The organism is Streptococcus sp. DAT741, assembly GCF_009866825.1.
In the GTDB taxonomy this organism is placed as follows: domain Bacteria; phylum Bacillota; class Bacilli; order Lactobacillales; family Streptococcaceae; genus Streptococcus; species Streptococcus ruminantium.
This window is the reverse complement of sequence record NZ_CP019557.1, coordinates 976,980-1,003,205: the sequence shown is the minus strand read 5'-3', so window position 1 is coordinate 1,003,205 and position 26,226 is coordinate 976,980. Positions and strand designations below refer to the sequence as shown.

27 protein-coding genes, 1 pseudogene and 1 other annotated feature are annotated in these 26,226 nt (G+C 38.0%); of the genes and pseudogenes, 5 read left to right on the top strand and 23 right to left on the bottom strand.

Going from position 1 to position 26,226, the window contains the following annotated elements:
* Positions 1-38 precede the first annotated feature (38 nt).
* The 16 genes and pseudogenes from BZG42_RS04855 to BZG42_RS04775 form a co-directional block, all read right to left on the bottom strand.
* Positions 39-357, bottom strand: a pseudogene (locus tag BZG42_RS04855) (transposase).
* A 305-nt stretch (positions 358-662) separates the two neighbouring features.
* Positions 663-2,006 carry a methylenetetrahydrofolate--tRNA-(uracil(54)-C(5))-methyltransferase (FADH(2)-oxidizing) TrmFO gene (gene trmFO, locus BZG42_RS04850; protein ID WP_155962013.1) on the bottom strand — a complete coding sequence of 448 codons (1,344 nt, stop codon included), beginning with the start codon at positions 2,004-2,006 and terminating at the stop codon, positions 663-665.
* A 244-nt stretch (positions 2,007-2,250) separates the two neighbouring features.
* Entirely contained in the window at positions 2,251-3,657 is a 1,407-nt protein-coding gene (gene lacG / locus BZG42_RS04845; protein ID WP_156094553.1) for a 6-phospho-beta-galactosidase, read from the bottom strand.
* A 76-nt stretch (positions 3,658-3,733) separates the two neighbouring features.
* Positions 3,734-5,434 carry a lactose-specific PTS transporter subunit EIIC gene (locus tag BZG42_RS04840; protein ID WP_155996427.1) on the bottom strand — a complete coding sequence of 567 codons (1,701 nt, stop codon included), beginning with the start codon at positions 5,432-5,434 and terminating at the stop codon, positions 3,734-3,736.
* Positions 5,434-5,751 carry a PTS lactose/cellobiose transporter subunit IIA gene (locus BZG42_RS04835; RefSeq protein WP_024532825.1) on the bottom strand — a complete coding sequence of 106 codons (318 nt, stop codon included), beginning with the start codon at positions 5,749-5,751 and terminating at the stop codon, positions 5,434-5,436. The genes BZG42_RS04840 and BZG42_RS04835 overlap by 1 nt, the downstream gene beginning before the upstream one ends.
* Before the next feature lie 123 nt (positions 5,752-5,874).
* The gene (locus BZG42_RS04830) at positions 5,875-6,708 is read right to left on the bottom strand and encodes a PRD domain-containing protein (protein WP_120171687.1); all 834 of its coding nucleotides are present in this window, start codon (positions 6,706-6,708) and stop codon (positions 5,875-5,877) included.
* Positions 6,709-6,867: 159 nt separating this feature from the next.
* Positions 6,868-7,863, bottom strand: a complete 996-nt coding sequence (gene lacD / locus BZG42_RS04825; RefSeq protein WP_156009098.1) for a tagatose-bisphosphate aldolase — start codon at positions 7,861-7,863, stop codon at positions 6,868-6,870.
* 2 nt (positions 7,864-7,865) lie between these two features.
* Entirely contained in the window at positions 7,866-8,801 is a 936-nt protein-coding gene (locus tag BZG42_RS04820; RefSeq protein ID WP_155996429.1) for a tagatose-6-phosphate kinase, read from the bottom strand.
* A gap of 9 nt (positions 8,802-8,810) precedes the next feature.
* Positions 8,811-9,326 carry a galactose-6-phosphate isomerase subunit LacB gene (gene lacB / locus BZG42_RS04815; RefSeq protein WP_024532821.1) on the bottom strand — a complete coding sequence of 172 codons (516 nt, stop codon included), beginning with the start codon at positions 9,324-9,326 and terminating at the stop codon, positions 8,811-8,813.
* Positions 9,327-9,353: 27 nt separating this feature from the next.
* The gene (lacA, locus tag BZG42_RS04810; protein ID WP_155996431.1) at positions 9,354-9,776 is read right to left on the bottom strand and encodes a galactose-6-phosphate isomerase subunit LacA; all 423 of its coding nucleotides are present in this window, start codon (positions 9,774-9,776) and stop codon (positions 9,354-9,356) included.
* 180 nt (positions 9,777-9,956) lie between these two features.
* Positions 9,957-10,724: a DeoR/GlpR family DNA-binding transcription regulator gene (locus tag BZG42_RS04805; RefSeq protein WP_024532819.1), complete on the bottom strand. Its 768-nt coding sequence runs from the start codon at positions 10,722-10,724 to the stop codon at positions 9,957-9,959.
* A 252-nt stretch (positions 10,725-10,976) separates the two neighbouring features.
* Positions 10,977-11,342, bottom strand: coding sequence for a 50S ribosomal protein L7/L12 (gene rplL / locus BZG42_RS04795; RefSeq protein WP_024532818.1), 366 nt, complete (start codon positions 11,340-11,342; stop codon positions 10,977-10,979).
* A 66-nt stretch (positions 11,343-11,408) separates the two neighbouring features.
* Complete coding sequence (gene rplJ, locus BZG42_RS04790) at positions 11,409-11,903, bottom strand: 50S ribosomal protein L10 (protein WP_024532817.1); 495 nt, start codon at positions 11,901-11,903, stop codon at positions 11,409-11,411.
* 25 nt (positions 11,904-11,928) lie between these two features.
* Positions 11,929-12,063: a sequence feature (ribosomal protein L10 leader region), on the bottom strand.
* A gap of 226 nt (positions 12,064-12,289) precedes the next feature.
* Positions 12,290-14,383: a type I DNA topoisomerase gene (gene topA / locus BZG42_RS04785; RefSeq protein ID WP_155996435.1), complete on the bottom strand. Its 2,094-nt coding sequence runs from the start codon at positions 14,381-14,383 to the stop codon at positions 12,290-12,292.
* 93 nt (positions 14,384-14,476) lie between these two features.
* Positions 14,477-15,319: a DNA-processing protein DprA gene (gene dprA, locus BZG42_RS04780; protein WP_155996437.1), complete on the bottom strand. Its 843-nt coding sequence runs from the start codon at positions 15,317-15,319 to the stop codon at positions 14,477-14,479.
* A 60-nt stretch (positions 15,320-15,379) separates the two neighbouring features.
* Positions 15,380-15,937 carry a sugar O-acetyltransferase gene (locus tag BZG42_RS04775; protein ID WP_155964182.1) on the bottom strand — a complete coding sequence of 186 codons (558 nt, stop codon included), beginning with the start codon at positions 15,935-15,937 and terminating at the stop codon, positions 15,380-15,382.
* A 331-nt stretch (positions 15,938-16,268) separates the two neighbouring features.
* Between BZG42_RS04775 and BZG42_RS04770 the strand changes: the two genes are divergently transcribed.
* Together BZG42_RS04770 and trhA are read left to right on the top strand one after the other, a co-directional pair.
* Positions 16,269-16,715: a DUF1836 domain-containing protein gene (locus BZG42_RS04770; RefSeq protein WP_155965517.1), complete on the top strand. Its 447-nt coding sequence runs from the start codon at positions 16,269-16,271 to the stop codon at positions 16,713-16,715.
* Positions 16,705-17,355 (top strand): PAQR family membrane homeostasis protein TrhA, encoded by a 651-nt coding sequence (gene trhA, locus BZG42_RS04765; RefSeq protein WP_024532812.1) that lies wholly within the window; start codon positions 16,705-16,707, stop codon positions 17,353-17,355. Before BZG42_RS04770 ends, trhA begins: the two co-directional genes overlap by 11 nt.
* Positions 17,356-17,534: 179 nt before the next feature.
* Here trhA and BZG42_RS04760 read toward each other — a convergent pair whose 3' ends face one another.
* Genes BZG42_RS04760 through ylqF form a run of 3 tightly spaced genes read right to left on the bottom strand, consistent with a single transcriptional unit; the run spans position 17,535 to position 20,159 of the window.
* Entirely contained in the window at positions 17,535-18,545 is a 1,011-nt protein-coding gene (locus BZG42_RS04760; protein WP_155963041.1) for a YdcF family protein, read from the bottom strand.
* Positions 18,545-19,321, bottom strand: coding sequence for a ribonuclease HII (locus BZG42_RS04755; protein ID WP_155973047.1), 777 nt, complete (start codon positions 19,319-19,321; stop codon positions 18,545-18,547). Before BZG42_RS04755 ends, BZG42_RS04760 begins: the two co-directional genes overlap by 1 nt.
* Complete coding sequence (gene ylqF, locus BZG42_RS04750; RefSeq protein ID WP_155963037.1) at positions 19,308-20,159, bottom strand: ribosome biogenesis GTPase YlqF; 852 nt, start codon at positions 20,157-20,159, stop codon at positions 19,308-19,310. Before ylqF ends, BZG42_RS04755 begins: the two co-directional genes overlap by 14 nt.
* A gap of 460 nt (positions 20,160-20,619) precedes the next feature.
* On the opposite strand from ylqF, the gene BZG42_RS10270 reads away from it, so the two are divergent.
* The 3 genes from BZG42_RS10270 (at position 20,620) to BZG42_RS04735 (ending at position 23,674) form a co-directional block, all read left to right on the top strand.
* A complete protein-coding gene (locus BZG42_RS10270) occupies positions 20,620-20,865 on the top strand; it encodes a lactococcin 972 family bacteriocin (protein WP_120172472.1) in 246 nt (81 codons plus the stop codon).
* A 65-nt stretch (positions 20,866-20,930) separates the two neighbouring features.
* Entirely contained in the window at positions 20,931-23,039 is a 2,109-nt protein-coding gene (locus tag BZG42_RS04740) for a DUF1430 domain-containing protein (RefSeq protein ID WP_155996439.1), read from the top strand.
* 2 nt (positions 23,040-23,041) lie between these two features.
* Positions 23,042-23,674: an ABC transporter ATP-binding protein gene (locus tag BZG42_RS04735; RefSeq protein WP_120171642.1), complete on the top strand. Its 633-nt coding sequence runs from the start codon at positions 23,042-23,044 to the stop codon at positions 23,672-23,674.
* Positions 23,675-24,462: 788 nt separating this feature from the next.
* Here the strand turns inward: BZG42_RS04735 and BZG42_RS04730 are convergent.
* From BZG42_RS04730 to BZG42_RS04715, 4 genes are all read right to left on the bottom strand, one after another.
* Positions 24,463-24,774 carry a bacteriocin immunity protein gene (locus BZG42_RS04730; RefSeq protein WP_162496986.1) on the bottom strand — a complete coding sequence of 104 codons (312 nt, stop codon included), beginning with the start codon at positions 24,772-24,774 and terminating at the stop codon, positions 24,463-24,465.
* Complete coding sequence (locus tag BZG42_RS04725; RefSeq protein ID WP_155973056.1) at positions 24,774-25,007, bottom strand: ComC/BlpC family leader-containing pheromone/bacteriocin; 234 nt, start codon at positions 25,005-25,007, stop codon at positions 24,774-24,776. Before BZG42_RS04725 ends, BZG42_RS04730 begins: the two co-directional genes overlap by 1 nt.
* 217 nt (positions 25,008-25,224) lie before the next feature.
* Positions 25,225-25,458 carry a bacteriocin class II family protein gene (locus BZG42_RS04720; RefSeq protein ID WP_155970572.1) on the bottom strand — a complete coding sequence of 78 codons (234 nt, stop codon included), beginning with the start codon at positions 25,456-25,458 and terminating at the stop codon, positions 25,225-25,227.
* Positions 25,459-25,675: 217 nt separating this feature from the next.
* Positions 25,676-25,909 carry a bacteriocin class II family protein gene (locus tag BZG42_RS04715; RefSeq protein WP_155973059.1) on the bottom strand — a complete coding sequence of 78 codons (234 nt, stop codon included), beginning with the start codon at positions 25,907-25,909 and terminating at the stop codon, positions 25,676-25,678.
* Positions 25,910-26,226: the final 317 nt, after the last annotated feature.

Sequence of the window (26,226 nt, the reverse complement as noted above, 5' to 3'; positions counted from 1 at the left end):
TTTTGACTCGTCACTCGCCTCTTAAAGAGGCGTTAGTATTACTTGCCACTATCCCTAAAGGGATCTTCGTATTCTTTCACACTCAATTTATCAAGTGTAATGTCGTCTTTCTCCTGTTTGCGAATGTACTTCGCAACAGTTTTTTCATTTAATCCGACTGTACTGACGTAGTAACCCCTTGCCCAAAACTTTCGATTTCCATACTTATACTTTATATTTGCATAGATGACGGAAAATATCAATCAAGTCTTGTCTTATTTTGTAGTAGATAGATTTTCTACTATACTTAGGTATGAAAACTATATGATATTTGCACATCCATTTAGTATGTGATAAACTGTAACTGGTTTTAGCCATTTCTTTTTCCTCTTATCTAACCTGAACAATTAGATTATATCAGGAAAAAGAAATGGAAACTCAAAGCCTTGTCAGCCACCGGCATAGCTGGTGGTTTTCTTGTTTTTCTCTACGGGAAAAACTGGCTCGAAGCCATAATAAAAGACACCCGAAGGTGTCCTTAAATCAGTATATTTTTTCTTTAAAACTAGTTATCCATTGCCTTGGTATCATTGTCAAAACATGAATAAAACCGCAAACTTAGATGTCAATTATTAGACAAGTGTGTGAAGTTCTCATCTGACAGGAAAAGGTTTCAACCAATATCAGTAAGTCAAAAATTCTTCTAAGTCCTTGAGGGAACGCTCTGCTATTGCCTCATAGCGCTCTTTCTTATCACGAATACGAGGTCCATCTAACTCCTTGATAATGCCAAAATTAACATTCATAGGCTGGAAGTGTTTGCTTTCGGTATGGGTGATATAGAAAGGCAGAGCCCCAATAGCTGTGGTTTGGGGGAAGATGACAGGTTCTTCACCTAGGAAACGACGGACAGCATTGATACCAGCTACTAAGCCAGAAGCCGCAGATTCAACATAGCCCTCTACTCCAGTCATTTGACCAGCAAAAAAGAGATTTGGGTTCTTACGAGTCGCAAAGGTCTGATCCAATAAATTTGGCGAATCCATATAAGAATTGCGGTGCATAACACCGTAACGAACAAATTCTGCATTTTCAAGTCCTGGAATCATCTGAAAGACCCGCTTTTGCTCACCCCATTTAAGGTGAGTTTGGAAACCAACGATATTGTAGAGACTGCCAGCAGCATTATCCTGACGGAGCTGGACAACAGCATACGGTGTTTTATATTCCCCATCACGCGGCCCCTTATAATCTTCTGGATATTCTAGGCCAACCGGTTTCATTGGTCCATAAAGCATGGTTTTAATTCCTCGCTTAGCCATAACTTCAATCGGCATACAACCTTCAAAGTATTTTTCTTTTTCAAAGGAGTTAAGTGGTGCTTCTTCGGCGGAAATCAAGGCTTCATAAAAGGCGGTGAACTGTTCCTTGTTCATCGGTGCATTGAGATAAGCAGCTTCTCCCTTATCGTAGCGAGATTTGAGATAAACCAAATCCATGTTAATAGTTGAGCTATCAACAATCGGAGCTGCTGCGTCGTAGAAATAAAAGCCTTCACCACCATTGAGAGCATGAATTTTTTCCGCCAAAGCATCTGAAGTCAATGGACCTGTTGCAATCACCGTAATAGCCTCTTTAGGAATATCCGTAATTTCTTCACGAATTACCTCAATCAGTGGATGATTGTAAATTTCATCTGTGACAGCTTGCGAAAAATTTTCCCTGTCCATAGCCATAGCACCACCAGCGGGCACACGGTGAGCTTCGCCAGCTCGCATAATCAGCGAATCTAAACGGCGCATTTCTTCCTTGAGGAGACCGACCGCATTGGTCAAGCTATCACCACGAAAAGAATTGGAACAAACCAGCTCCGCAAACTTATCTGTCTTATGCTGGGGAGTCGATTTGCTCCCACGCATTTCGTATAATTTCACAGGAATGCCCCGCTTGGCAATCTGGTAAGCAGCTTCAGAACCGGCTAAACCAGCTCCAATAACATTGATATATTTTGCAGTTGATTGAGACAATAGACTAATACCTCTAGTCAGATACTCTCTGACTACTGTCTGGGACAATTACTTAGTGAAAATGAAATGTAGACACAATTCAGCGGCACACTATCAAATCCCCATAGGGTAACCCCAAAACAGAACCTTTCTTTATGTAATACTTATCCAGTATACCAAAAATTGTCTGAAAATAAAAAGAACTACTTTATTTGAAATGAAAGCAGTTCTTTGAGAGTTTGTAACTTACCAGCTCTGTCCTCTCTTAACAAATGAGTTGGCTTTCAGACACTTTTTTATACCAGTAAGCACTTTTCTTTGGATAACGCTCCTGCGTTTCAAAATCAACATAGAAAAGACCATAACGCTTCTCATATCCATTAGACCACGAGAAAACATCCATAAGAGACCAAATGAAGTATCCTTTGACATTCGCACCATCCGCAATCGCATCAGAAATAATTTCAAGATGTTTCTTCACATAATCAATACGACCGTCATCATAGACCGTGCCATCTACAAATTCATCCTTATATCCGAGACCATTCTCAGTGATGTAGATTTTTTTATAGTTTGGATAGTCTGTTTTGACGCGCATGATCTGGTCATACAAACCTTGTGGATAGATTATCCAATCCCAATCTGTTTTAGGGATATTTAGAGGTGCTTCTTGACGACCTACTCCCTTAATTTGATATTTAGAGCTTCCTTTTTCCCCCTTACCATTATGAATAATTTCTGTTTCTCCATCAAAGGCACGCATCCAATCACTCATATAGTAATTGATGCCTAAAAAATCATTAAGATCTTTAGCTGCTTCCAAAATTGAAAAATCTTCATCTCGAAGGTCTAACTCACCACCGTTCATTGCTAAAATATGATGAACACCTTCCATAGTTTTTTCAGAATAATGCCCCAAGTAGGTTGCATCTAAAATAAACTTATTATGGATAATATCTTCTAGTTCTGCTGCACGGACATCACCTGAACTTTCAGGATCATAGGGATATTTAGTTGGTAGAGCATGCACCACACCGATTTCTCCTGCATACCCCTTGTCTTTATAAAGCTTAACAGCACGAGCATGTGATACCATCATGTTATGGTGAGATTGGAAAACCTTAGCCAAATCATATTGAATACCCGGAGGGAATTTTCCAACCAGGTATTGTCCATCACCAATTGGACCAATTTCATTGAAGGTTGTCCAATAATTAACCTCTGGAAATTCTTCAAAGCAAAAAGCTGCGTAATTCACAAAGTGGTCAATATTGTCACGGTTCAAGAAGTCACCGTTTGAATGCAGGGCTTCTGGCGTGTCAAAATGGTGCAGTGTGACGAATGGCTCTACCCCACGTTTATGGCATTCTGCAAAAAGCTTGTGATAGTATGCAACACCTTTGGGATTGACCTCGCCAAACCCAGTTGGAAAAATGCGTGACCAAGCAATTGAAATCCGAATGCCATTGACACCAAACTCTTCTGCTAATTTTAAATCAACTGGATAACGGTTATAAAAATCACTTGCTGGCTCTGCTGTGTACCAATAATTTTCCTCTAGGTATTTATCCCAGGCAACCGGTCCCTTACCATCTGTTTTTGTTGCACCTTCTGCTTGGTAAGCAGCTGTCGCTCCACCGAAAATAAAGTCTTTTGGCAATGTTTTTGTCATCATGTTCCTCTTCTAAAACTAATTCTTCTAAGCAAAAGAGAAGGCTGAGCTCCCCCAACCTTCCATTTCGTATTATTTAATTATCAAATTGTTGCTTAACAAATTCAAGTGAACCTTGACCATCACGGGTCAAACCAATGTATTGAGCGCCTTCAGTCTTAGCCAATTTAATACCAAGTTTATCCGTTTCGACCTTGATATCCTCATAGTTAGATGCAACCTGAGGAGCAAGAATAACCAATTGATACTGTGGTAAAATTTCACGGTGAGCACCGTAGCTGCCCGCAGCTGCCGTTACTGGAGCGCCATACTCTTTTGCAGCCTTGTTCAAAGCATTAGCAAGGAGACCGCTGGTACCACCACCCGCACAAAGGACGAGGACATTGGTTTGCTCAGTGAGTTCTGTTTCGGATGTTTTTTCTGTCACACCAGCTTTTTCAAGAATAGCGTCTGCTTTAGCTGTATTAAAGTTTGCAGCAACTTTTTCTTTTAAGCTATCGTTGGTTTTTCCAGCAATTTCTTCTGCTAAAATTTGATCATCATACACTTTCAAGAATGGGTAGTAGATGGCAACGTCAACAACAATAAGCAAGGCTGCAAGAACAAATGATAGGGCTGCAAACTGGGTTCCCATAACAATACCCAAAGGCCCTGGAGTAGTCCAAGGAAGGTTTACTGAGAAACTGTTCATACCCAAGGTATCTACAAAGAATTTGAAGATCCAAACATTTACAATTGGTGTCAAGATAAATGGCACAAAGAAAATCGGGTTCAGAACGAGTGGCGCACCAAACAAAATTGGTTCATTGACACCGAAGAAAGTAGGAACAACTGATGCCCGCCCAATCGCCTGATTGCGTTTTGATTTTGTCAACCACATGAACATGAATGGCACTACCAAGGTAGCTCCAGTACCACCCATGGTAACGATAAACATTTGTGTCCCTGAAGTCAAAACTTTATCAGCATGTTGACCTGCTTGAAGTAATTGTAAGTTGGTTTCAATGTTTGCATAAGTAATAGCAGCAATCGCTGGCTCAACAATTGATGGACCATGGATACCAACAAACCAGAAGAGAGCATAGGCTCCAAAGATAATAGTAATACCTAGATAACCATCTGCAGCCGTAAAGAGTGGCGCAAGAAGCGTACCGATAGCTTCAGCAACACTTGTCCCAATGGTATTACGGACAAGTAAATCTAAACCATAAAGAGCAAAGATTGAGAAAGAGAATGGGAACAAATCCTTGAAGACTTGAGAGATGTTCGGTGGCACCTCTGCTGGCATACGGATGGTGACATTGTTTTTAACACAAATTTTGTAAATCGTAACTGTAATAAAAGCCGCAAGAAAGGCAGATAACAGCCCCTTAGTACCTAGGAATCCATTAGCAAAGCCCCCCTCAATCGAGTCTGAAGCCAACAATAAGAAGCCTGTAATAGAAGCCAACATGGTGGACATGTAGTTGATTTGATTTGTGCTTTCCATACCACGGTTAACAGAGTCTGTCAATGACTTGGCTGTTGTTCCAGTCACAAGCAAAGCAACAACTCCCATGGTGTAGTTGTAAGGCTTCATCAACAGAGCAACAGCTTCATTACTCCAAGTAAATCCAAAAATATTTGGAACAAAAGCAATCAAAAGGAAAATACTAGAGAAAAGAATGACAGGCATGCTGGCAATAAAACCATCACGAATAGCGCGAAGATAAATATTCCGAGAAATTTTCTCAAATAACGGTTTTTGTTTTTCTAAGGCATTGATCAAAGTATTCATTATAAATTACCCCTTCTGTATAGTTCAATCATGTGGCTCATCATATCTTTTAAGAGCAATGTTGTCATGAGATGATCTTGACCGTGCATCAATGTGACACTAAAAGCTAAATCTTCCCTCGCTGCTTCTTTTTGTAACAGACTGGTTTGGGCATTATGGGCCTCAACAATACATGTATTTGCTGCTTGAACGAGTGCCTCAGCTTTGGAAAAATCCCCTTCCTGCGCAGCAGTCAAAGCATTCATAAGCTTTGACCTAGCATCTCCTGCATAAGACACAATCTCAAAGCCCAGTAACGTCATTTCTTCCCTATTCATAATATGGACCTCCTCTATTTTTTATAGTGATACTCAATAAACATCAAATTCAAAAAATCTCTCTACAAGGAGTAGGTGTTTTTAGTCAACAAGTTTTTATATTTGATTTATGTGGAGCGAAACTTATAACAAACGTTGAATATGCAATACAATATAAAAACGCTCACTATCATTAACTGGCTCTCTCACCAGATTTCTAATCATCTCAAAAATATGATCCCCTATCTGATAGGCCTTAGGATTATGTAGCTTGATATAGCTCTCTAAGGTAGTGATGGAATCATTTGATTGTTCGGGACGATCTAAGTAATTTAAAAAATAAGATAGATGAATCATAAAGCGATCGTAAAAGTTACTATTTTCTTTCGTTCTCTTTATACCGTTGTCAAAAAGGGTTCGCTCAACTTCTGTCATTATCTTTTTGCTGATGTCGTATTCTTCAGTTGTATGATAGATTGTTTCTCCTTTGGCATTGATAAGATGTAGGGCAATTCTTCCAATTTCGTCATCCGGAAAATCTTCTGACAACTTATCACGAAATAGCTGCAAAGCTTCTCGTGCCATCTGATATTCTAGTTGATATTCAGATGATATATCTGGTAACCTGCTCTCCTGATAAGTATTTTTCAATAGGGCTTGATAAGAACAGTAAATATGATCGGTTAATGTCACATATAGGTACTCTTGAACAGGATAATGATAAGTAGATACTAGGTGGCTAATGACAGCGTAAGTTATAGAGATAAAATCGAGAGGAATATCTTTTAACAAGGTTAAAAAATTTTCCTTGGCTTCATCATTTTTCAATGAAAAAATATTTTCTATTTTATCTTTGGCAATGAGATCTCCTTTTTTCTTCTGAAAGGTTATCCCTAATCCCATCACAACTGCCTGTTCGCCACTTTCATTTTTTACCAGAGCGGCATTATTATTTAGCGGCTGTATAATTCTAAACATACTTCCCTCCTACATTTATGAAGCAAAAAAGACTACAAACAAACCGAGAATGCACTATTCTCTAATCCATTTGCAGTCTTGCCTAATCGAATTAGTTACAATCCACCTTATTCTTACTAATTAAACTCATTATAGCACATTCTTGGAAAATGTAAACCCTTACTTAAAGAAAAATGATGATTTTTCCATCCAAGAAGTTGCAGTTTTGGACAAAACAGCATCCAGTCCTTCAATGTTTTCACGTCCAGTTGTCCGCAACCATTCACGTGCTGCCTCTTCTCCTTGTTCAATATATACTGGAACAACTCCTGCCCAAGTTGCACGTCCACACAAGACACCGTTGAATTTGGCTCCAGATTCATGGGCGAATACTAGTGTATCTTGGAAGAGCTTAGCAGATACTCCTGCGCTGAGATAGATATATGGTAGCTGAGTTGCTTCTTCTTGTTGACGGAAATATTCGGCAGCCTCTTCTTTCGTATAGGCAACCTCCCCATCTCCAAAGCCTTCTACAAAATTCATATTGACAGGAACTTCCACTTTCAGGACATCAACACCAAAACGCTCAGAAGAGAAAACTTTCATTGCACCATTTACCTTATGAGGCTTTACCTTGGCAAATTCTAGGCTTGCATTATCTGCAATGGTTTCATCATAGCTTAGGATTTCTAGGAAGAAAGGAAGCCCCTCAGCTTGACACTCCGCACCAATGCGTTCAATGTAGGCATGTTTCTGAAGGTTAACATAAGGATCTCCATCCACATCATAGTAGAGTAAGAACTTGATAGCATCTGCTCCTTCCTCTTTTAAGCGTTTGACAGACCATTCTACCAAACAATCTGGAAGACGGCTAGTTGAATTTGTATCGTACCCTGTTTTTTCATAGGCTAACAGCAATCCGCATTCTTTATTACGAACACGAGAAGCAGGAAGTCCAAACTCAGGATCCAAAAGAATGGAGGAAGAATAGTGTGTCAATTCTTCAGAAACAAGCGCCTTCAAATCTTCTATTTGTTCTGTGGTTGGCTCCTCAGCTTGGTACTTAGCCATCATCTTTTTAAGAGCGCCACGTTGGTCAAAGGCTAAGGCAGAGATAACGCCCATTTCATTGCTTACCTTATCCATCTGTTTTCTTTTATCAGTTGATACTATCATCATTAAACCTCCGTTACTGTAATTTGAGACAATAAAGACTCCGAGTTACTTGTATTAACATAGCCTGTTTGTTCTTCTTGAGCATTCAGCATCCCCAGAACATTCGCATTCTTTAATAATTCAACATCCGATGAGTTGTGTACTAAACTCGCTGCAATTCCAGCTACAGTGGAATCTCCTGATCCTACTGGATTCACGACACGAATTTTAGGTATTTTGACTTGGTAAAATGTATCATTGTGCTTGGCAAAAGCACCTTGTGCTCCTAAGGAAACAATTATCCATTCAATTCCCTCAAACAGCTTCTCTGATAAAACTGTTTTCAATTGTTCAATATTGTTGGTTACCTCTATTCCAATGAGTTGAGAAAGTTCTTCGATATTAGGTTTAATGACCACTGGCTTACTAGCACTTGTCAGTACTTTCTTCAGTGGTTCACCTGAACAATCCAAAACCACTTTTACATTATATCTCTGACAAATCTCCATCACCTTTACGTAAAAATGAACAGGCAATCCTTTAGGTAGGCTTCCAGAGATAACCACAAGCTCAGCATTATTTTTTAATAAAGTTTCCAAGTGGTGAATGAAATTTAAGGATTCATGCCCGTGAATAGTTGGCCCTTGTTCCAACAGTTCAGTCTGCTGACCACCGTGGAGGATAGCAATACAATTTCGAGTCTCACCTTCAATCTCAACGAATGAATGTTCGATACCTTTTATTGTTAAATCTTGCTTTAAATAATTTCCTAGTTGCCCACCAACAAATCCTGTTGCTACTACCTCTCCGCCAATTTGATGAAGAACACGAGTCACATTGAGTCCCTTGCCACCAGCAGTTTTTCGGACTTTTTCTACTCTATTTACCCTATCAAAATGAAATGAATCTAGGTGATAAGAAATATCAACAGACGGATTCAAGGTAATCGTTACTATCATAAGCCCCTCCTAATCATGATATTCCCCACGATTCCATTTTTCAAGAAACTCATTGAAAAATTCTGGATGAGCTTGCTCCTGATTGGCTGTTTCTACAGCTGTAATTTTTTCAATTAAGCGTTTGTTTTCCTCAGTCGGTTTGTATTCTGCCTTAATAAAAGCTTCTATAATATCGCACATGAGCAATTGACCTGTAATTTTTCCGCCAAAACCGATAACATTCGCATTCAATTCTTCCTTAGCATATAAGGCAGAAGTCATATCACGAACAAGAGCAGAACGTACACCCGGAACTTTATTTACAGCATTGTTGATTCCTACACCAGTTCCACAGATACAGATCCCCAAATCTGCTTGCCCACTGGTAACAGCTTCACCAACCTTTTTACCATAGATTGGATAATGGGTACGAACATTGTCATATGTTCCAAAATCTAATACCTCATACCCTTGATTCTTCAAATAATCTACAACAGCTATTTTTTCATAAGTGACAATATGGTCGCATCCGATTGCAATTTTCATATCATTAGGCTCCTTTATTCTAAACTATTAGCACATTTTATTTAACATATCGACACGAATTTGGTGGCGACCACCATCATACTTCCCTTCAACAAATCCCCTAACGATATTTTTAGCAATACCCGCTCCGACAATCTCACTCCCGATGGTGATTATGCGAGCATTATTATGTCCTCTTGTCATATAGGCTGAGCGTTCATCAGAAACCTCTGCAGCAATCATACCTTTTACCTTTGTTGCTGTCATAAATGGTCCAACTCCGTAAGCATCAATTACGATTCCCAGATTTTCTTGATTTTTGTTGACTTCTGCAACGACAGCAAGTGTTGTGTCTACAAAATCACTTCCATCACTGACATCTTTAAAGTCATATGATTTTTCAGCTAAATACTGCCTAATGACTTCCTTTAGTTGAGCACCTGCTGGATCAGCACCGATAATAATTGTCATAACGTATCTCCTAACATAATAGAAAGTTAATTGATTTTACATTTTTTAAAAGCGTTTTCACTTTTTATGTTTAAATTATATAGCTAATCAAACAGAAAGTCAACTATTTTGTGCAAAAAATGTTATTTTTTTTAAAAAAACAAAACAAAAAGCCAACATTTTATATATTGGCATTCCAATCTAGTCTGATTCGTTAATGACTTCAATGTAGTTTTCAAGCAATTGGTGGTTTTCATCACCAGTTTTTACATCTGTGATGATGGCTGTTACATCCTTCAAATCACAAAATACTGTAAAATCATCTTTTCCGATTTTTGAGGAATCAAGCAATAAATATTTTTCAACAGAATGTTTGATTGCTAAATCCTGAGTATAGGCTTCTGCTAGAGTGGATGTCATGACATCTCTTCCTTTGAGCCCATTTCCTGAAAAGAAGATTTTGCTGAATCGCATTTTTTCTAAGCTTGTATTTGTGATTTCTCCCACAAACGATTCCGTCACTTGTCTGTATTCTCCACCGAGTAGAAAAACATGAAAATCATCTGTTTTCTTTTGAGAAAGAATTGTAAAGACCGGCATACAGTTGGTAATGACTGTCAGATGTGTATTCCTTATAGCTTCTGCTAAGAAAGCAACCGTTGTCCCTGGACCTAGAAATACGGTATCACCATCTTCAATCAGTTGAGCTGCTCTCTCTGCAATATCTTGCTTTGCTCTCTTATTCTGGATATGCTTTTCAGAATGGGAATATTCGCGATACTGAAAGGCCTTATTGCTTCTAGCTCCCCCGTGTATCTTGGTCAATACTCCCTGTTCTTCCAATTCGACAAAATCTCTGCGGACAGTCATATCTGTCACATTCAATAATTCGACAATTTCTGATATTCGTACAGTCCCTTTTTTATTCACCAGACGTGTAATTTCATCTAATCTCTCACGCTTATTCATGTTCAGTCTCCTGTTGGTTTTCTACATTATAGCAAAAAATGATCAAAAATTGTTGATTTTTCCAACATTTTTTAAAATGAAATACCTTTCTTAATACATAATCAATTAGGTTACATTCTCAGCAACATAGGTAATAAATCTATATAAAACAAAAATCCTGCCAAAGATTTTTTGGCAGGATTTTTGGCAGGAAACCAAATCAATTTATCAGTTTCTATCAATCGCTTATCGCTCTCAAATTGCGATACTCTATTATTTAAGAGTAACTGAAGCGCCAGCTTCTTCCAATTTAGCTTTGATTTCTTCAGCTTCAGCTGTTGCAACACCTTCTTTAACAAGCGCTGGTGCACCGTCAACAAGTTCTTTAGCTTCTTTAAGACCAAGACCAGTGATTTCACGTACAACCTTGATAACGCCAACTTTTTTATCGCCAGCAGATGTCAATTCTACGTCAAATGAGTCTTTAGTTTCTTCTGCAGCACCACCAACCGCAGCAACAGCTACAGGAGCAGCCGCAGTTACACCAAATTCCTCTTCGATAGCTTTAACAAGGTCGTTAAGCTCAAGGATAGTAGCTTCTTTAATTTCAGCAATAATATTTTCAATGTTCAATGCCATTGTGATTTTCCTCCAATTTAGGTTTTTTAATTCGTTTGTAGCACTAAGCAGCCACACTCTGACACATTAAGCAGCGTCTTCTTTTTCTGCAACAGCTTTAACAGCGTATGCAACGTTGCGAACTGGCGCTTGAAGTACAGAAAGCAACATAGAAAGCATGCCTTCGCGGTTTGGCAATGTAGCAAGTGCTTCAATTTCTTCTTTAGAAGAAACTTTACCTTCTACAGCACCACCCTTGATTTCAAGAGCATCAGCAGTTTTTGCGAAATCATAAATTGTTTTGGCTGGAGCAACTGCATCATTTGAGAATGCAACTGCAGATGGACCTACAAACAATTCTGTAAGACCTTCAAGACCAGCTTGCTCAGCAGCACGACGCAAGATTGAGTTTTTGATAACTTTGTACTCAACTTCTGCACCACGCAAGTTACGACGAAGAACTGTATCTTGTTCAACTGTCAAACCACGAGCATCTACAACAACGATAGATGTTGCAGCTTTCATTTGCTCAGCAACGGCATTTACTAATTCCGCTTTTTTAGCGATAATAGCTTCACTCATTTCTTTACCTCCGTTTTTATTTTGGTTGGACACAAAAAAATCGCATCCAAACCCAGACACGAAAGTACAAATACGTTTATATCAATAATCGTTTTGTGCCTCGGTAGGATGTTTACGAGTCTAGCTCCCCTACTGTCTTAGGTCAGTTTTTTCAAACTTAAATAATCATACCACAGTATTTCAAATAAAGCAAGAATTTTTTCTCATTTTTTTAAAAATTTGAAAGAGGTTGGAACAATAGTCCGACCTCATATATAAAAAGCGAACAAAACTAGTTTTCTGACAATCAGAATATCGGTTTGTTCGCTTTTTGACTTAATTATAAATCTAAAGGACTTGATATTTGAGATTTGCAAAATTGAAAATCTTTTTGTCCCAAACACTGATTATTTGACTTTCTCCTCTTCGTAATCTCCGTTAGGACAAACAACTTGTTTGCCACCACCACGAACTTTCTTTTCTACAAGATGATGATCACATTTTGGACAAGAACGGCCTACTGGTTTATCCCACGAAGTAAATTCGCACTCCGGATAACGGTCACAGCCATAAAAGAGACGATTGCGTTTGCTCTTACGCTCAATGACTTGTCCTTTTTGGCAGATGGGGCAAGTTACCCCAATTTCTTTTGTAATTTGCTTGGTATTGCGACAATCTGGAAAGTTACTACATGCATAGAATTTTCCAAATCGTCCCAATTTGATAACCATTTCATGTCCACAAACTTCACAAGCAAAGCCTGCTGGCTCATCCTTGATTTGGATTTTCTCCATTTCTTGCTCAGCTTTTGCCAATTCAACCTTAAATGGTAGGTAGAAACTGTTAATAACCTTCTGCCACTGCTCTTTTCCAACTTCAACATCATCTAGCTTTTGCTCCATGTCTGCTGTAAACTTAACATTGACAATATCTGGGAAGAACTCAACAATTAGCTTATTGACAATCTCTCCCAATTCTGTTGGTTCGAATCGTTTGGATACCAATTTAACATAATAGCGTTTTTGGATTGTTTCAATGGTTGGAGCATAAGTAGACGGCCGACCAACTCCATTTTCTTCCAAAGTTTTAATCAAGGTAGCTTCAGAATAGCGAGCCGGTGGTTGGGTAAAATGTTGCTCTGGCTTTGTTGAGAGGCGAACAACCGTATCCCCTTCTTCCATATCTGGCAACATCTTATTTTTATCAGAATCGTTATAAACTGCCATATAGCCATCAAATTTAACTTGACTTCCGTTAGCAGCAAAGATAACGCCATTTTGTCCTAGACGTACACTCATGGTATCAAATACTGCGGCAGCCATCTGACTAGCTACAAAACGATTCCAAATGAGCGTATAGAGACGCAGCTGGTCTTTATCTAGGTATTTTGCGATTGATTCTGGTGTTAGATTGACATTTGAAGGTCGGATAGCTTCATGGGCATCTTGAGCACCACTTGCATTTTTAATCTTATTCCCATGTTTAGAATATTTGACCCCAAATCGTTCTGTGATAAATGCCGCTGCTTGAGCCTGAGCAACAGGACTGATGCGAGTTGAGTCTGTACGCATATAGGTAATCAGACCTTGCGTCCCACCTGTTCCCAAGCTGACTCCTTCATAAAGCTGCTGAGCAACCATCATGGTCTTGCGAGTACGGAAATTGATTTTATTGGCTGCATCCATCTGCATGGTTGAGGTCGTGTAAGGAAGTGGAGCATTACGTCTACGCTCTTTACGCTCCACTTGTTCTACCAAGAAGTCATCCCCAGTGAGACGAGACAGAATATTCTGCACTTGCTCGTTATTCTCAATTTTAGTCTTTTTACCATCCAAACCATAGAATGACGCCTGAAACTTCTCACTACCTTTTTTAAAGGTTCCGTCAATAGTCCAGTATTCTTCTGGCTTAAATTGACTGATTTCATTCTCACGATCAATAATCAGTTTAAGAGCAACAGATTGAACGCGCCCTGCAGACAATCCTTTCTTAACTTTCTTCCATAGAATAGGAGAGATTGAATATCCAACAATACGATCCAAAACACGACGAGCTTGCTGGGCATCAACCAGATCAAAGTTAATGGTCCGAGGTTCTTGAAAGGCATTCTTTACCGCATCCTTGGTAATCTCATTGAAGACAACACGATTCTTGTCGTTTTCGTCCAAACCCAAAATATGGGCTAAATGCCAGGAAATAGCTTCTCCTTCTCGATCCGGGTCACTTGCAAGAAAGACTTTCTTGGCACTTTTAGCTTCTTTTTTCAAAGAATTGATCAAAGGTCCCTTACCACGAATATTAATGTACTCAGGTGCGTAGTTATTCTCAAAGTCAATGGACATACTGGATTTTTTCAAGTCACGGATATGCCCAACCGAAGCTACCACTTTATAGTTTTTACCAAGATATTTCTCTATTGTCTTGGCCTTAGCTGGCGACTCAACAATAACTAAATTTTTCTTGGCTGCTGTCTTTTTCTTGCTCACTGATTTTGTTGCCATTCTTTTATCCTAATAAATATTTTTAACCTCACAAAGAATATACTATTTTTCAACCAGTGTCAAGATTTTTATTTTCCTATAAAAAAACTTATTTTAAAATTGATAATCTGAAATGATATCCAAACCACTTGTAATACATTTGGCACCTTCCTGTATCAAATGGTGACAACCATCCGATTTTCCATCTAAAATAGATCCTGGAATGGCATAAACTTCTCTACCTTCCTCCAAAGCTCTTTCACAGGTAATCAAACTACCAGACCGCATTTTGGCTTCGCAAACTACCAAACCTTCAACCAAACCAGCAATAATACGATTGCGCTCTGGAAAATGAAATTTGAGAGGTTTGGCACTCGGTTCGTACTCTGTTAGGAGTAAATGATTCTTTCCAATATAGTGTTGTAGTTCCTTATTTTCCTTTGGGTAGACTATATCCAAACCAGCTCCAACAACAGCAATCGTTTGTCCGCCATTCTTTAGGCTGGCAATATGGGCTGCTGTGTCAATTCCTCTCGCTAGACCACTAACAATAACAAAGCGATTGTTGAGTTCTTTTAGAATCTTTCGGACGGATTGGATACCATTTTTACTGGCAGTTCGTGTCCCTACCACAGCTAGCTTGGGCTTGTCTAAGAGTTCCAAATCACCTTGATAAAATAAGAGGACGGGTGGATTATAAATCTGTTTTAATGCTAAGGGATAGTTATCATCTAAGATGGATAGGGATGGGTACTTATTAAACTCTTGTCTGCAAGCTTTTAAATCTAAACTCTTATAATTTTCCATAAAAAGAATTGGATTCTTGCACTCTGAGACAACAGCAATATTCCGAATGGACAATTGTTTACCATATTTTTCTCTATAAGCCAAGACCTTGTTGATGTTGAGATTAGTTAGTCCAGCTTTTTTTAGTTTAAATAGTTCAAAGTTATTCATATTATTCACCTCAATCATATTGTTCGTAATGAAAACAAAAAATTCTCCCAAATGGAAGAATTATTTTTGAGGTATTTCTTTGATGACACGCGCAGGATTGCCCGCTAAAACGACATTATCACCAAAAGACTTGGTCACAACGGAACCAGCACCAACAACGACATTGTCACCCAAGGTTACTCCTGGCAGAACGATAACTCCACCACCAGCCCAGAAATTATCCCCAATAGTAATCGGCGAACCATATTCCAAACCAGAATTGCGTTCAATGGGATCCAACGGATGTAAGGGCGTCAAAAACTGGCAGTTGGGACCAATCATGGCATTCTTTCCAATTGTTATCGGACAGACATCCAACATGGTGCAGTTAAAATTAGCATAAAAATCCTCTCCAACATGAATGTTACTTCCGTAGTCGCAACAAAAATTCGGTTCCATATAGAGACGTTCACCTGTCCCGCCAAACCAAGACTTGATCAATTCAGAACGCTTTTCACCGTCTAATTCATTATTAAATTTTTGCATATTTTGGCGGGCCAGCATCCTCATTTGTCTCAGTTCTGAGTCATCGGCCGTATATGGCTGACCAGCAAGCATTTTTTCTCTCTCAGTGAGCATAAAAACTCCTATTTTTTGTAATCAGTCCAATCTTTGGACGATTAGATAGATATCAATTACAAGTCTAAACTTTCCAAGCAATGACTAATTTCATTGTGTTATTCAAAGAGAATAGTACTCACTTGTATTTATCAATATATTTTCTATATGGTATAACTAGCTTTAAAAAAAGTCAATAACAAATCTTAATGGTATTAACCAACAAGTTAATCGAAATGTTCACACAATCTAAAATACTATGGCTTCAAATTGTTGAAGCTTTTTCTTGACTTCAGATAAATAATATCATAAAATCTAGTTATCGATACTAGATAAAAGAAAGCTGGTAATTATGAATCATTCTTTACCCTATTGGCACGAGCTACCTGACTTAGACTTGTACCTTGATCAGGTTCTCATGTATGTTAATCAAGCAACAAAAGCTCCATATTGTTTGGAGCAAAAAGCTCTAACTGCTGCCATGATAAATAATTATGTCAAACATAAACAGATTGAAAAACCGATTAAGAAAAAATATAAAAAGCATCAATTAGCCCGTTTGATAGCCCTAACCATTTTGAAAAATGTGTTTTCCATTCAGGAAATCAGTCAAACCCTTAAAATGCTACTTCTATCTAGCGACTCAGCAACCTTATATAATCATTTTATTGACTGTATGCAAGATAAAGACAGCAAGGAAACTCCCGATATTATCCGTCATGCTTGTCAAACTGTCAAACTCTATTATCAAACACATCAACTTGCCTTTGAACTAGAAAGGAGTTTTCATGAAGAATAGTTTAAAACTCAGCCTCCCTCTTTCCTTTGGAGAAGAAGTTGCAAATAGTGTGACTCATGCCGTTGGAGCTGTGTTCATGCTGGTTTTACTCCCCATTACCGCCATACATTCCTTCAAAGATTACAATCTTACAGCTACAGTGGGGATGTCCATTTTTGTCATCAGCCTCTTCTTAATGTTCCTCTCTTCTTCTGTCTACCACTCTATGCCCTACGCATCCACCCACAAATATATCCTACGCATCATAGATCACAGTATGATATACATTGCCATCGCTGGAAGCTATACACCGGTAGCCCTATCTTTGGTTGGCGGCTGGCTTGGATATCTGATTGTTATTTTACAGTGGGGATTAACAATTCTGGGAATTCTCTACAAAATTTTTGCTAAAAAAATCAACGAAAAATTTAGTCTCTTTCTCTATCTCTTTATGGGATGGCTGGTTGTCTTTATCCTTCCTTCTATTCTCCAAAAGACAGGGCTGACTTTTGGAGTTCTCATGTTAGCTGGAGGACTATCTTATACTATTGGAGCGTTCTTTTATGCTAGGAAAAAACCTTATTTTCACATGATTTGGCACCTTTTTATCCTTCTAGCTTCTGCCTTACAGTATGTAGCAATCGTATATTTTATGCTGTAATAAATAGGTATAAAATACGCGATAGATGTACTTAAATTGCTTAGTAGATAATTTAAAACGAAGGTCTATTCACAACAGCCGTAGAGACTTGATTTGGAAACAAATCTGCCAGTTAACCACTGCGTTAACAGGTGATTAGAACTCTGAAAAAGAGCCCAGACTGATGTGTCTAGGCTCTTTTAATACATCAAACTAACAACCATTCCCAGCAAATAAATCACTGATACAATGCCTAAAAAGATTATGTGCACATTCCGACTCATAACTAGGTAGCCTACAAATTCACGAATGAAGGCATTGAGACTAAAGTAAAACTTGGTTTTAGCTCCATAGCCAATACATTTCATTTTCAATTTCCGAGCTAATAAGAGAGCTCTAAAAACATGGTAGTAATTGGTTACAAGCGCAAAACGACTATCCTTCTTCATCAAGGTTTGGGAAAATTTTAGATTTTCCTCTGTGTTGATAGATTGACTTTCAATAATAATATCTTCGGCAGCAACTCCTTGTTCCATAGCATAATTTGCCATAGCCTGACCTTCCGGAATGAGCTCATCAGCCCCCTGGCCGCCTGACATAATTAGTTTGCTGCCTGAGTGTTTCTGATAAATTGCTATGCCTTTATCAATCCGCGAAGCCAACAATGGCGTTACCTTATCACCAATCAGTCCTGCTCCCAATACGACCACATAGTCTAGCTTCCCAGAAAATAGATTGATCAGATTGATAAAACTAGAAATTGTATAAAGAATGCTAATAAAAATAGCGTAGGACACTAGGAACCCAACATAGATGAAAAGCATATTGAAAAAACTAATATCAGAAAGAGACCGAACAACAAACGGTGCGATAAAAAAGTAGAATGTTAAGCCAACTGCCAATCCTATTGACAGGAAATTACGGAAACAAAAACCTTCTCTTTTCAAAATCTGAAAACCATTTAAATAAAGAGTAAGAAGCAGAACGACAGGACCACTTAGCAAGATTAGCAATAATACCATAGCCACCGCAATAGCTAATAGTCGCACGATTTCATTGCTCTCTAAAATTCCTGTAGAAATCACAGAAGCCACAGTCCAAATGAAGATATTTAGAGCAAAAAGTGATATAAAAATAGATCGTCTTTCAATAAAATAAAGAGCGATAAAGACGACCAAAGATAGAAAAAATAAACCAATAAGAACAGGCACTAGCTCGCTCCTCCTTCTACCAAAGACTTGATAGGTTCAAAACTTCTACGGTGAATAGGTGTAATGCCAAGTTTGTTCAAACCTTCTACGTGTTCAGCAGTTCCATAGCCAGCATTCTTAGCAAAGCCATAGCCAGAAAATTCTCTATCGTAATCCGCCATCAGCCTATCCCGTGTCACCTTGGCAACAATAGAAGCTGCTGCAATGGATAGACTATTCGCATCGCCTTTGATGATGGATGTCTGAGGAATGGAACTATCCAGCTTCATAGCATCTACCAAGAGGTGCTGGGGTTCTTTATCTAACTTTTCTAAAGCCTCTAACATAGCCAATTTAGTCGCTTCATAAATGTTCACTTGGTCAATTATTTCAGCATTCTTTATCCCAATACCGATCGCTACTGCTTGCTCCATTACCTCTTGGTAGATAGCTTCATGCTTAGACTTAGGAATTTTCTTGGAGTCGTTGAGGTAACGAATTTTACAGCCTTTTGGCAAGATGACCGCCGCTGCCACCACCGGCCCCGCTAAAGGTCCCCGACCAACTTCATCAATACCAGCTATCCACTCAACCCCATTTTCATAGAGTTTTTTTTCGTAACATAGCATAGCTTCTAAGCGAGCATCTTCTGCTGCTTCTTTTTTCAGCTCCTTTTGGCGTTTCTTAATGGCAGCCTGAACACCTGCTCGCTCATCCAGAGCCAAGTCAGACCATATCGGACTTTCTAGACTGTCCACCCTAGCCAGCAGAGCTGTCACTTCTTTAATTGTTGCCATCCAAATCACTCACCTTATCCAATGTATAGGTACCTAGGCGCCCATCTCGAACATCCTTAACAAAAAGATGATAAAAACGATCATAGTCATCACGAAAGCCCAATTTCTGTGTCCAAGTCATGATAAGTTCAGGTGTTTCCTGTTCTAAATCCATTCCCTTAAAGCGCTCTAGTAAGCGTTCTGGATAGTGAACTTTAAAATAGTCCAAACCAAAAATGGTAACCTCATCCATTGGCAAAAGTTGATCTTTGATAGCGCCTGTCAGGGCTAACTTCAACCCTACTTCTTGGTCTTCAAACTTAGGCCAGAGAATTCCTGGGGTATCCAAAATTTCTAGGTTTTTATTAGATTTGAGCCACTGTTGCCCTTTGGTGACTCCTGGTTTATTTCCAACCACAGCGATTTTCTTACCAGCAAGACGGTTCATCAGGGTAGATTTGCCTGCATTTGGAATACCGATAATCATCGTACGTAAGGTTTCCTTTTGAATTCCTCTTTCGCGTAGTCGTTCAATCTTATCCTTCATCAGACTTTTGGCTGCGTCGGTGACTTTTTTCACCGTTGCTTGCTCTTTTGAGTTGATAGCAAGGGTGCGAATCCCTTGAGATTCAAAATAGCTCTGCCATTCTTTAGTACGACTTGGATCGGCCAAGTCCACCTTATTGAGAATCATCAGCTTGGGCTTATCACCAACAATCTTGGTTAGCATGGGATTTTGGCTGGATTGGGGTAGTCGTGCATCAACTAAAATCGTCACAAAATCAACGTGTTTAATATTTTCCTGTACCTGACGGCGAGCCTTTGACATGTGACCGGGAAACCATTGAATAGTAGCCATGTTAAAAAATTCCTTTCATATCAAGGTTTAAACACCTTATCTCTTTCATACGTTGGTACCGATTTAAAAAATCCAATCAGTCTATATTATACCATTATTTTGCCCAAAATATTACTACCGTTGTTTACAGTACAAAAATTCTCCAAATTTTATAACAGGACAGTCAACTACTATGTCCATTACCTCTTCTTGATTGTTTCTTTAATTTTGGAGCGAGAGACAGCCGCTTACATCACTTTATTTTGTTCAACCATTCTTCACTAATCATTTTAATTTTACTTGATAAGTTAAGTTTTTATATGCTATAATGAAGATGATATGGAGGGTTTGCTAGAAAGGAGGAAAATAATCCGGAAACTATATTGCAAATCCTTCCGATACGACTATTTCATTATTACATTTTTATGAGGAGAATTGGCATGAACTTCAAAAAATTATTTTGTCCAGCCTCCTAACAATAATGCTCACAATTCCAGTTGTTGTCCTAGCTGTTGAGGTTGGAGGTGGCTATTGGAATTATGGAGTTGGATGGAGTGGAAACTTCGGATATTCAGACTATTTGCACAACTCTAAAACACACAGTTCTTCTATCAAATTTGATGGTCAAGTTGTAGCATCAAGTCGCGCTCAACCAGGTGTTTGGGCCAAGAGTGTTTATTATAGATTTCCACCAACTAGAATGTCCTACTACTGGAATACTTACTAATCATATCTAGAACGGAAGGTCAGTCTAATCTCATTGAACTGACCTTTTTGCTTAGGAGGAAACTAATGAAAAAAATTTTACATATCTTTAACTCCTTGCTGATTGTGCTGGCCAGTCTATTTATCCTTAATATCTATCAGACCAAGGACTATCAAAACCTCCAAGACATAGAAGCAGGCAAGGGGCAAACGACCAAGTTTTATATCACCAATTCTTCAGTATCAACGACTGATCACCTTTCATTTCTGTCTAGCATAAAAGAAAAGTACAGGGTTTCTATCCTTCGCACAGATATGGAAGATGGGGTCATCAGAAAATCCATCCTCTTACACTCTGATACCTTCCCAGCATCAGTTTTCCCTGACATCAAAACAATTGATTTTTCTGATGGTTTCTACGCAAACTTTGCGACTGGAAACCCAAAACAAAAACAAACTCTTCCATCTTTCTATTACCTAAATAAATTAAAAATCACCTCTTTAGAAGAATATTATAAAAATAAAGATCGAGCGGTGAATGGCAACTATACCATTGTTTCAGAAAATGCCTATGATGTAACCAGTATCATCAAGGAACTGAGTGATTTTTATCAAATTTCCCCAGCCATGCTCTCAACCCCAGGTGGTTCTGAAGCAACTAGTATTGTCAACCGCTACCTCATCATTTTTTCTGTTGTTCTAGCTATTTTAGCGCTGGTAGTTGCAGTTCTCACGATCTACGATACCATTAGCAAAATCAAGGAAATAGGTGTTATGAAGATGATGGGGCTTTCCGATCTTAGAATCATGGTATCTAGAGCAAAAGTTGATCTGCTGTTTCTCATAGCTGCTATGATTCTGACTAACACCTACTTCTCATTATCCCTACAAACAGCTCCTGATAACTTCTATTTTCATCTTTTTCTTAGCCAGTTGTCAATCCTATGTTTCTATCTGTTCTTGCAGGTGCTTGTCTATCTCATCGTAGGAAATTTATCCATTAGCAAGTTACTTAAAAATTTTGCAGATTTTAAAATCGGAACCTTTATCATGTATGGATTGAAAGCTATTACCTTGCTCATCTGTTCATTGATATTAGTTAGCATGTCCGTTACATTTCAACAGTTAAAACAAGATAGAGAAACCGAGATAGCCTGGTCTCCCTACTCCAACTACCTAACACTGGAAAATTATCGTTTAACCACTCTTGGTGAAGCAGATTTTTCAAGTGGTGGAACCCAGGGAATGCGAGAACTTCGTAGTCTCTTTTCAATTCTAGAAAAAAATGAAAATGCCTTTTATATTCACTATGAAAAAATAGAGAAGGGACAAAAGTTTTATGATTACGATGAAACAATCCATTTCACTGCTGATGATTCCTATAATATAATGACTATCAACTCCAATTACTTGTCAGAATTAGGACTAACAGTTGACGGTCAAACTAATTCCGAGCGTCTATTCTTAGTCCCCATTAAATACAAAAACACGAATATACAAGAAGCTATTCGGCATCTTCTGTACAACCGATACCACCGTCAGGAACAAGAAAAGTTAGATGTTACCAGCATTAAAACAAAAATCATCTACTACAACGAAAATATAAATATTTTTTCATTTGACAAAGAACATAGACAAATCAACAATCCAATCTTCACCGTCCTTACTGGTGAAAACATGCTATTTCATGAGGAACAGTTTCTTGGGAATGTAGGGGCATTAAATAACCCAATCAAGATTCCTTATCGTGAGACATTAGGGGAAGCAATTGAAACCAACATTTCCTCTCAATCAAAATATCTTATTCCGAAATTCACCATCTTAAAAGATATTTTAGCTGGAAATGTGAACGTTCAAGAAATTGCCCTGGTTTTTGTCTCTTTCATCTTACTGCTAGTTACAGGCATAGAACTATTTGTCTCACTTGCTCTATCTGGCATTATTTTCCACTCTAATAAATCTAACTTGATGATAAAAAAATTACTTGGTTTCACATTTGTAGATCGCTACCGCAAACACTTTTACAGTTTTACGATTTTATATCTTATCGGTTTGCTATCACTGCTGATTTATTCCAGATCACATCTAGTTCTTATTCTTTTTGGTGGTTTGATTTTGGTCGATACACTTTTCACAATGTTTAACATTAAAAAGCTGGAAAATCAAAACGCACTACAAATTTTGAAAGGGGAGTAAGCATGCTTAAACTAAATGGAATTAACAAGTCATTCGGAAAGAAGAATGTATTAAAGGATTTTTCTCTTTCAATAAAAAAAGGCGAAATGGTCGCAATAACTGGTCCTAGCGGCTGCGGAAAATCCACCCTACTTAATATCATTGGCTTGATTGATGATTTTCAAAATGGAAGTTATCAATTTGATGGTATGGAAAATATCAAGGTCAACAGTAGCCAAGCTAGTAGCATTATCAGAAATAAAATATCCTACCTTTTTCAAAATTTTGCGCTGATGGATTCAAAGACTGTCGAAGAAAACTTAATGTTGGCACTTTTTTACCAAAAATTAAGCAAACATGAAAAAAAGAAACGAATCAGTCAGGCATTAGAGCAAGTCGGCTTAAAAGGCTACGAAAATGATAACATTTTTGAACTATCTGGTGGAGAACAGCAAAGGGTTGCTATTGCTAGAGCTATTCTAAAACCAAGTATAGTGATTCTCGCCGATGAACCTACTGGCTCACTAGATAGGAAGAATAAAGAAATTGTTTTGGACTTGCTCCGCAAGTTAAATCAGGATGGTAAAACCATTCTGATTGTGACACATGATCCAGAAGTTGCGGAAGCTTGTTCAAGAACGATCGAACTTATATAAAACAGATTACTAATATTATAAAAAAGCGAACATGTTGAGACTTAGTTTGATAAACTCTCCCAGATTTGTTCGCCTTTTTATTGATGATAATAAAGAATTTTTAATTTGAAAATCTTTTTAATTCTGGCTCCGCTCGCTAGATAAATAAAAGATAAATTGAACGACTATAAAAGATACCTACAGTCGTTTTTTTATTGATTTACTCAACAGCAAAAATAGCTACTACACCAGCTACTAGTGATTTTACAAAAGTGTAATGGTCACTACAGCTTCTGGAAAATGAAACTTATCACACTCTCCTTCTGCTTTGTAAAATTCTGAACCAAATTTTACTTGCTCTGGTTCAATAAAAAAGACTGGTTGACTGATAAAACTTCGCTAAAACAATTAAAATTTTATTCCCTATTTTTGAGTTAATTCTAATTGTTTCAGCATATCTTGAATATTTCTTAGGATTACAGCCGTATCCATTAGTTTTTTTCTATCGCTTTAATCATTCATACTTGTCCATGCATCAGCAACACAGGACTTTATCCACATTTGATTGGGTGTATGAGGCCCATTTTTACATTATAAATTAGTACTCCACGGAGTTACGTTATATCGGTTAGGAGTAGTCAACAAGACTATCAACATCCAAAATATTGAAGTATTCCATTGTTTTTATATTCAAAACGAATACCCCCTTATTTTTCTATTTTATTAGCTTACAACCTTGATAAATTTAGTATACTACGTATTCAAAAATCTTTCTTCAGTTCCTCAATAATAAAAATTATAATCTGATACTATTTTATCATTCCAGAGAGACTTAAGGCTAGCATTTGCCAAAATGACAACTGCCCTCTATATTCAGAGGAAGTTCTGGCTATCCAAACACCAAAATCAATAACCGACTTAGGCGCTTGATAATGATGTGTCATTAAATAAAGGGATATCGCTTGACTCAGTTCAGCAGAAAATTTTAGCAACTGATATTTTGTAGTTAAAAATTGTATATCTTTTAATTTGGTTTGAAAAAGGCTAATTAAATCAGGAACTTGAACGACACTTTCATCTTCACAAAGTTGTTCTAGTTTTTCTATCAATTCTTTTTTCATTATGGAATAATCACTCCAATTCCTGGTCTTGCATGCCACGGACCATAATTTATCCATCCATTAACAATAACTTGACCAGTATATCCCCACAATTCCTTATAGTCTACCGAACAGCTTGTTTTACCATTCACAGTCTTGCAATACGCACCAGGTGCAATCTTTACTCCACCTGCAACACTGGCAAGCTTGTCGTTATCCAAAAGTTCAAATTGTTCCATTGTTTTCGTACTCACAACGAAGACCTCCTATGTATTTTACATTTTTATCCGTTACAACTAATTCCGATTATTCTTTTTAGATGTATGATAACATAGAAATAATACTCCTACCAAACCCAGTATATTTAGAATATACAGCAAATAGTCTGTCACTCGAAATAAGTTTATTATTCCCATCGTTAATAGTATAAGCAAGGGAATAGTAGTTATCCACTTTATCTTCATAATATTATCAATTACAGAACGTTGCTGCACCAAGTGACCAACCTGACCATAAACCCACAGCTGATCCAGGAACAGAACCAATGAATGGAATGGTGACAGTTCCCGCACTTGCTCCCGCCAAAAATCCAAGTCCCGCTGAACCAAGTGTCCCCGTAACACATTGTAAAGCACCACCACCTGCAACACTGGCAAGCTTGTCGTTATCCAAAAGTTCAAATTGTTCCATTGTTTTCGTATTCACAACGAAGACCTCCTATGTATTTTACATTTTTATCCGTTACAACTAATTCCGATTATTCTTTTTAGATGTATGATAACACAGAAATAATACTCCTACCAAACCCAGTATATTTAGAATATACAGCAAATAGTCTGTCACTCGAAATAAGTTTATTATTCCCATCGTTAATAGTATAAGCAAGGGAATAGTAGTTATCCACTTTATCTTCATAATATTATCAATTACAGAACGTTGCTGCACCAAGTGACCAGCCTGACCATAAACCCACAGCTGATCCAGGAACAGAACCAATGAATGGAATGGTGACAGTTCCCGCACTTGCTCCCGCCAAAAATCCAAGTCCCGCTGAACCAAGTATCCCCGTAACACATTGTAAAGCACCACCACCTGCAACACTGGCAAGCTTGTCGTTATCCAAAAGTTCAAATTGTTCCATTGTTTTCGTATTCACAACGAAGACCTCCTATATGCTTTTTATTTTTATCGGGTTACAACCTTGACAAATTTAGTATATCACGTATTCAAAAAATTTTTGCTCCATTTCCTGAATGGTCATTTAACTTTCCTGAATGGTAATTTTTTCGTTCAAAGCTTTAAAATGACCGTTTAGGACAATAAACCACTGCCATCTAAAAGATATTTGATGTTAAATGTAACAATATAGTGACCGATACGTAACAGGGTATCTTTCAAAAATAGTATTTATGCTGTTTTCCAAGAGAATATTGGATCTATTGATATCACCAACGTACTTGATAAATTTCAGAA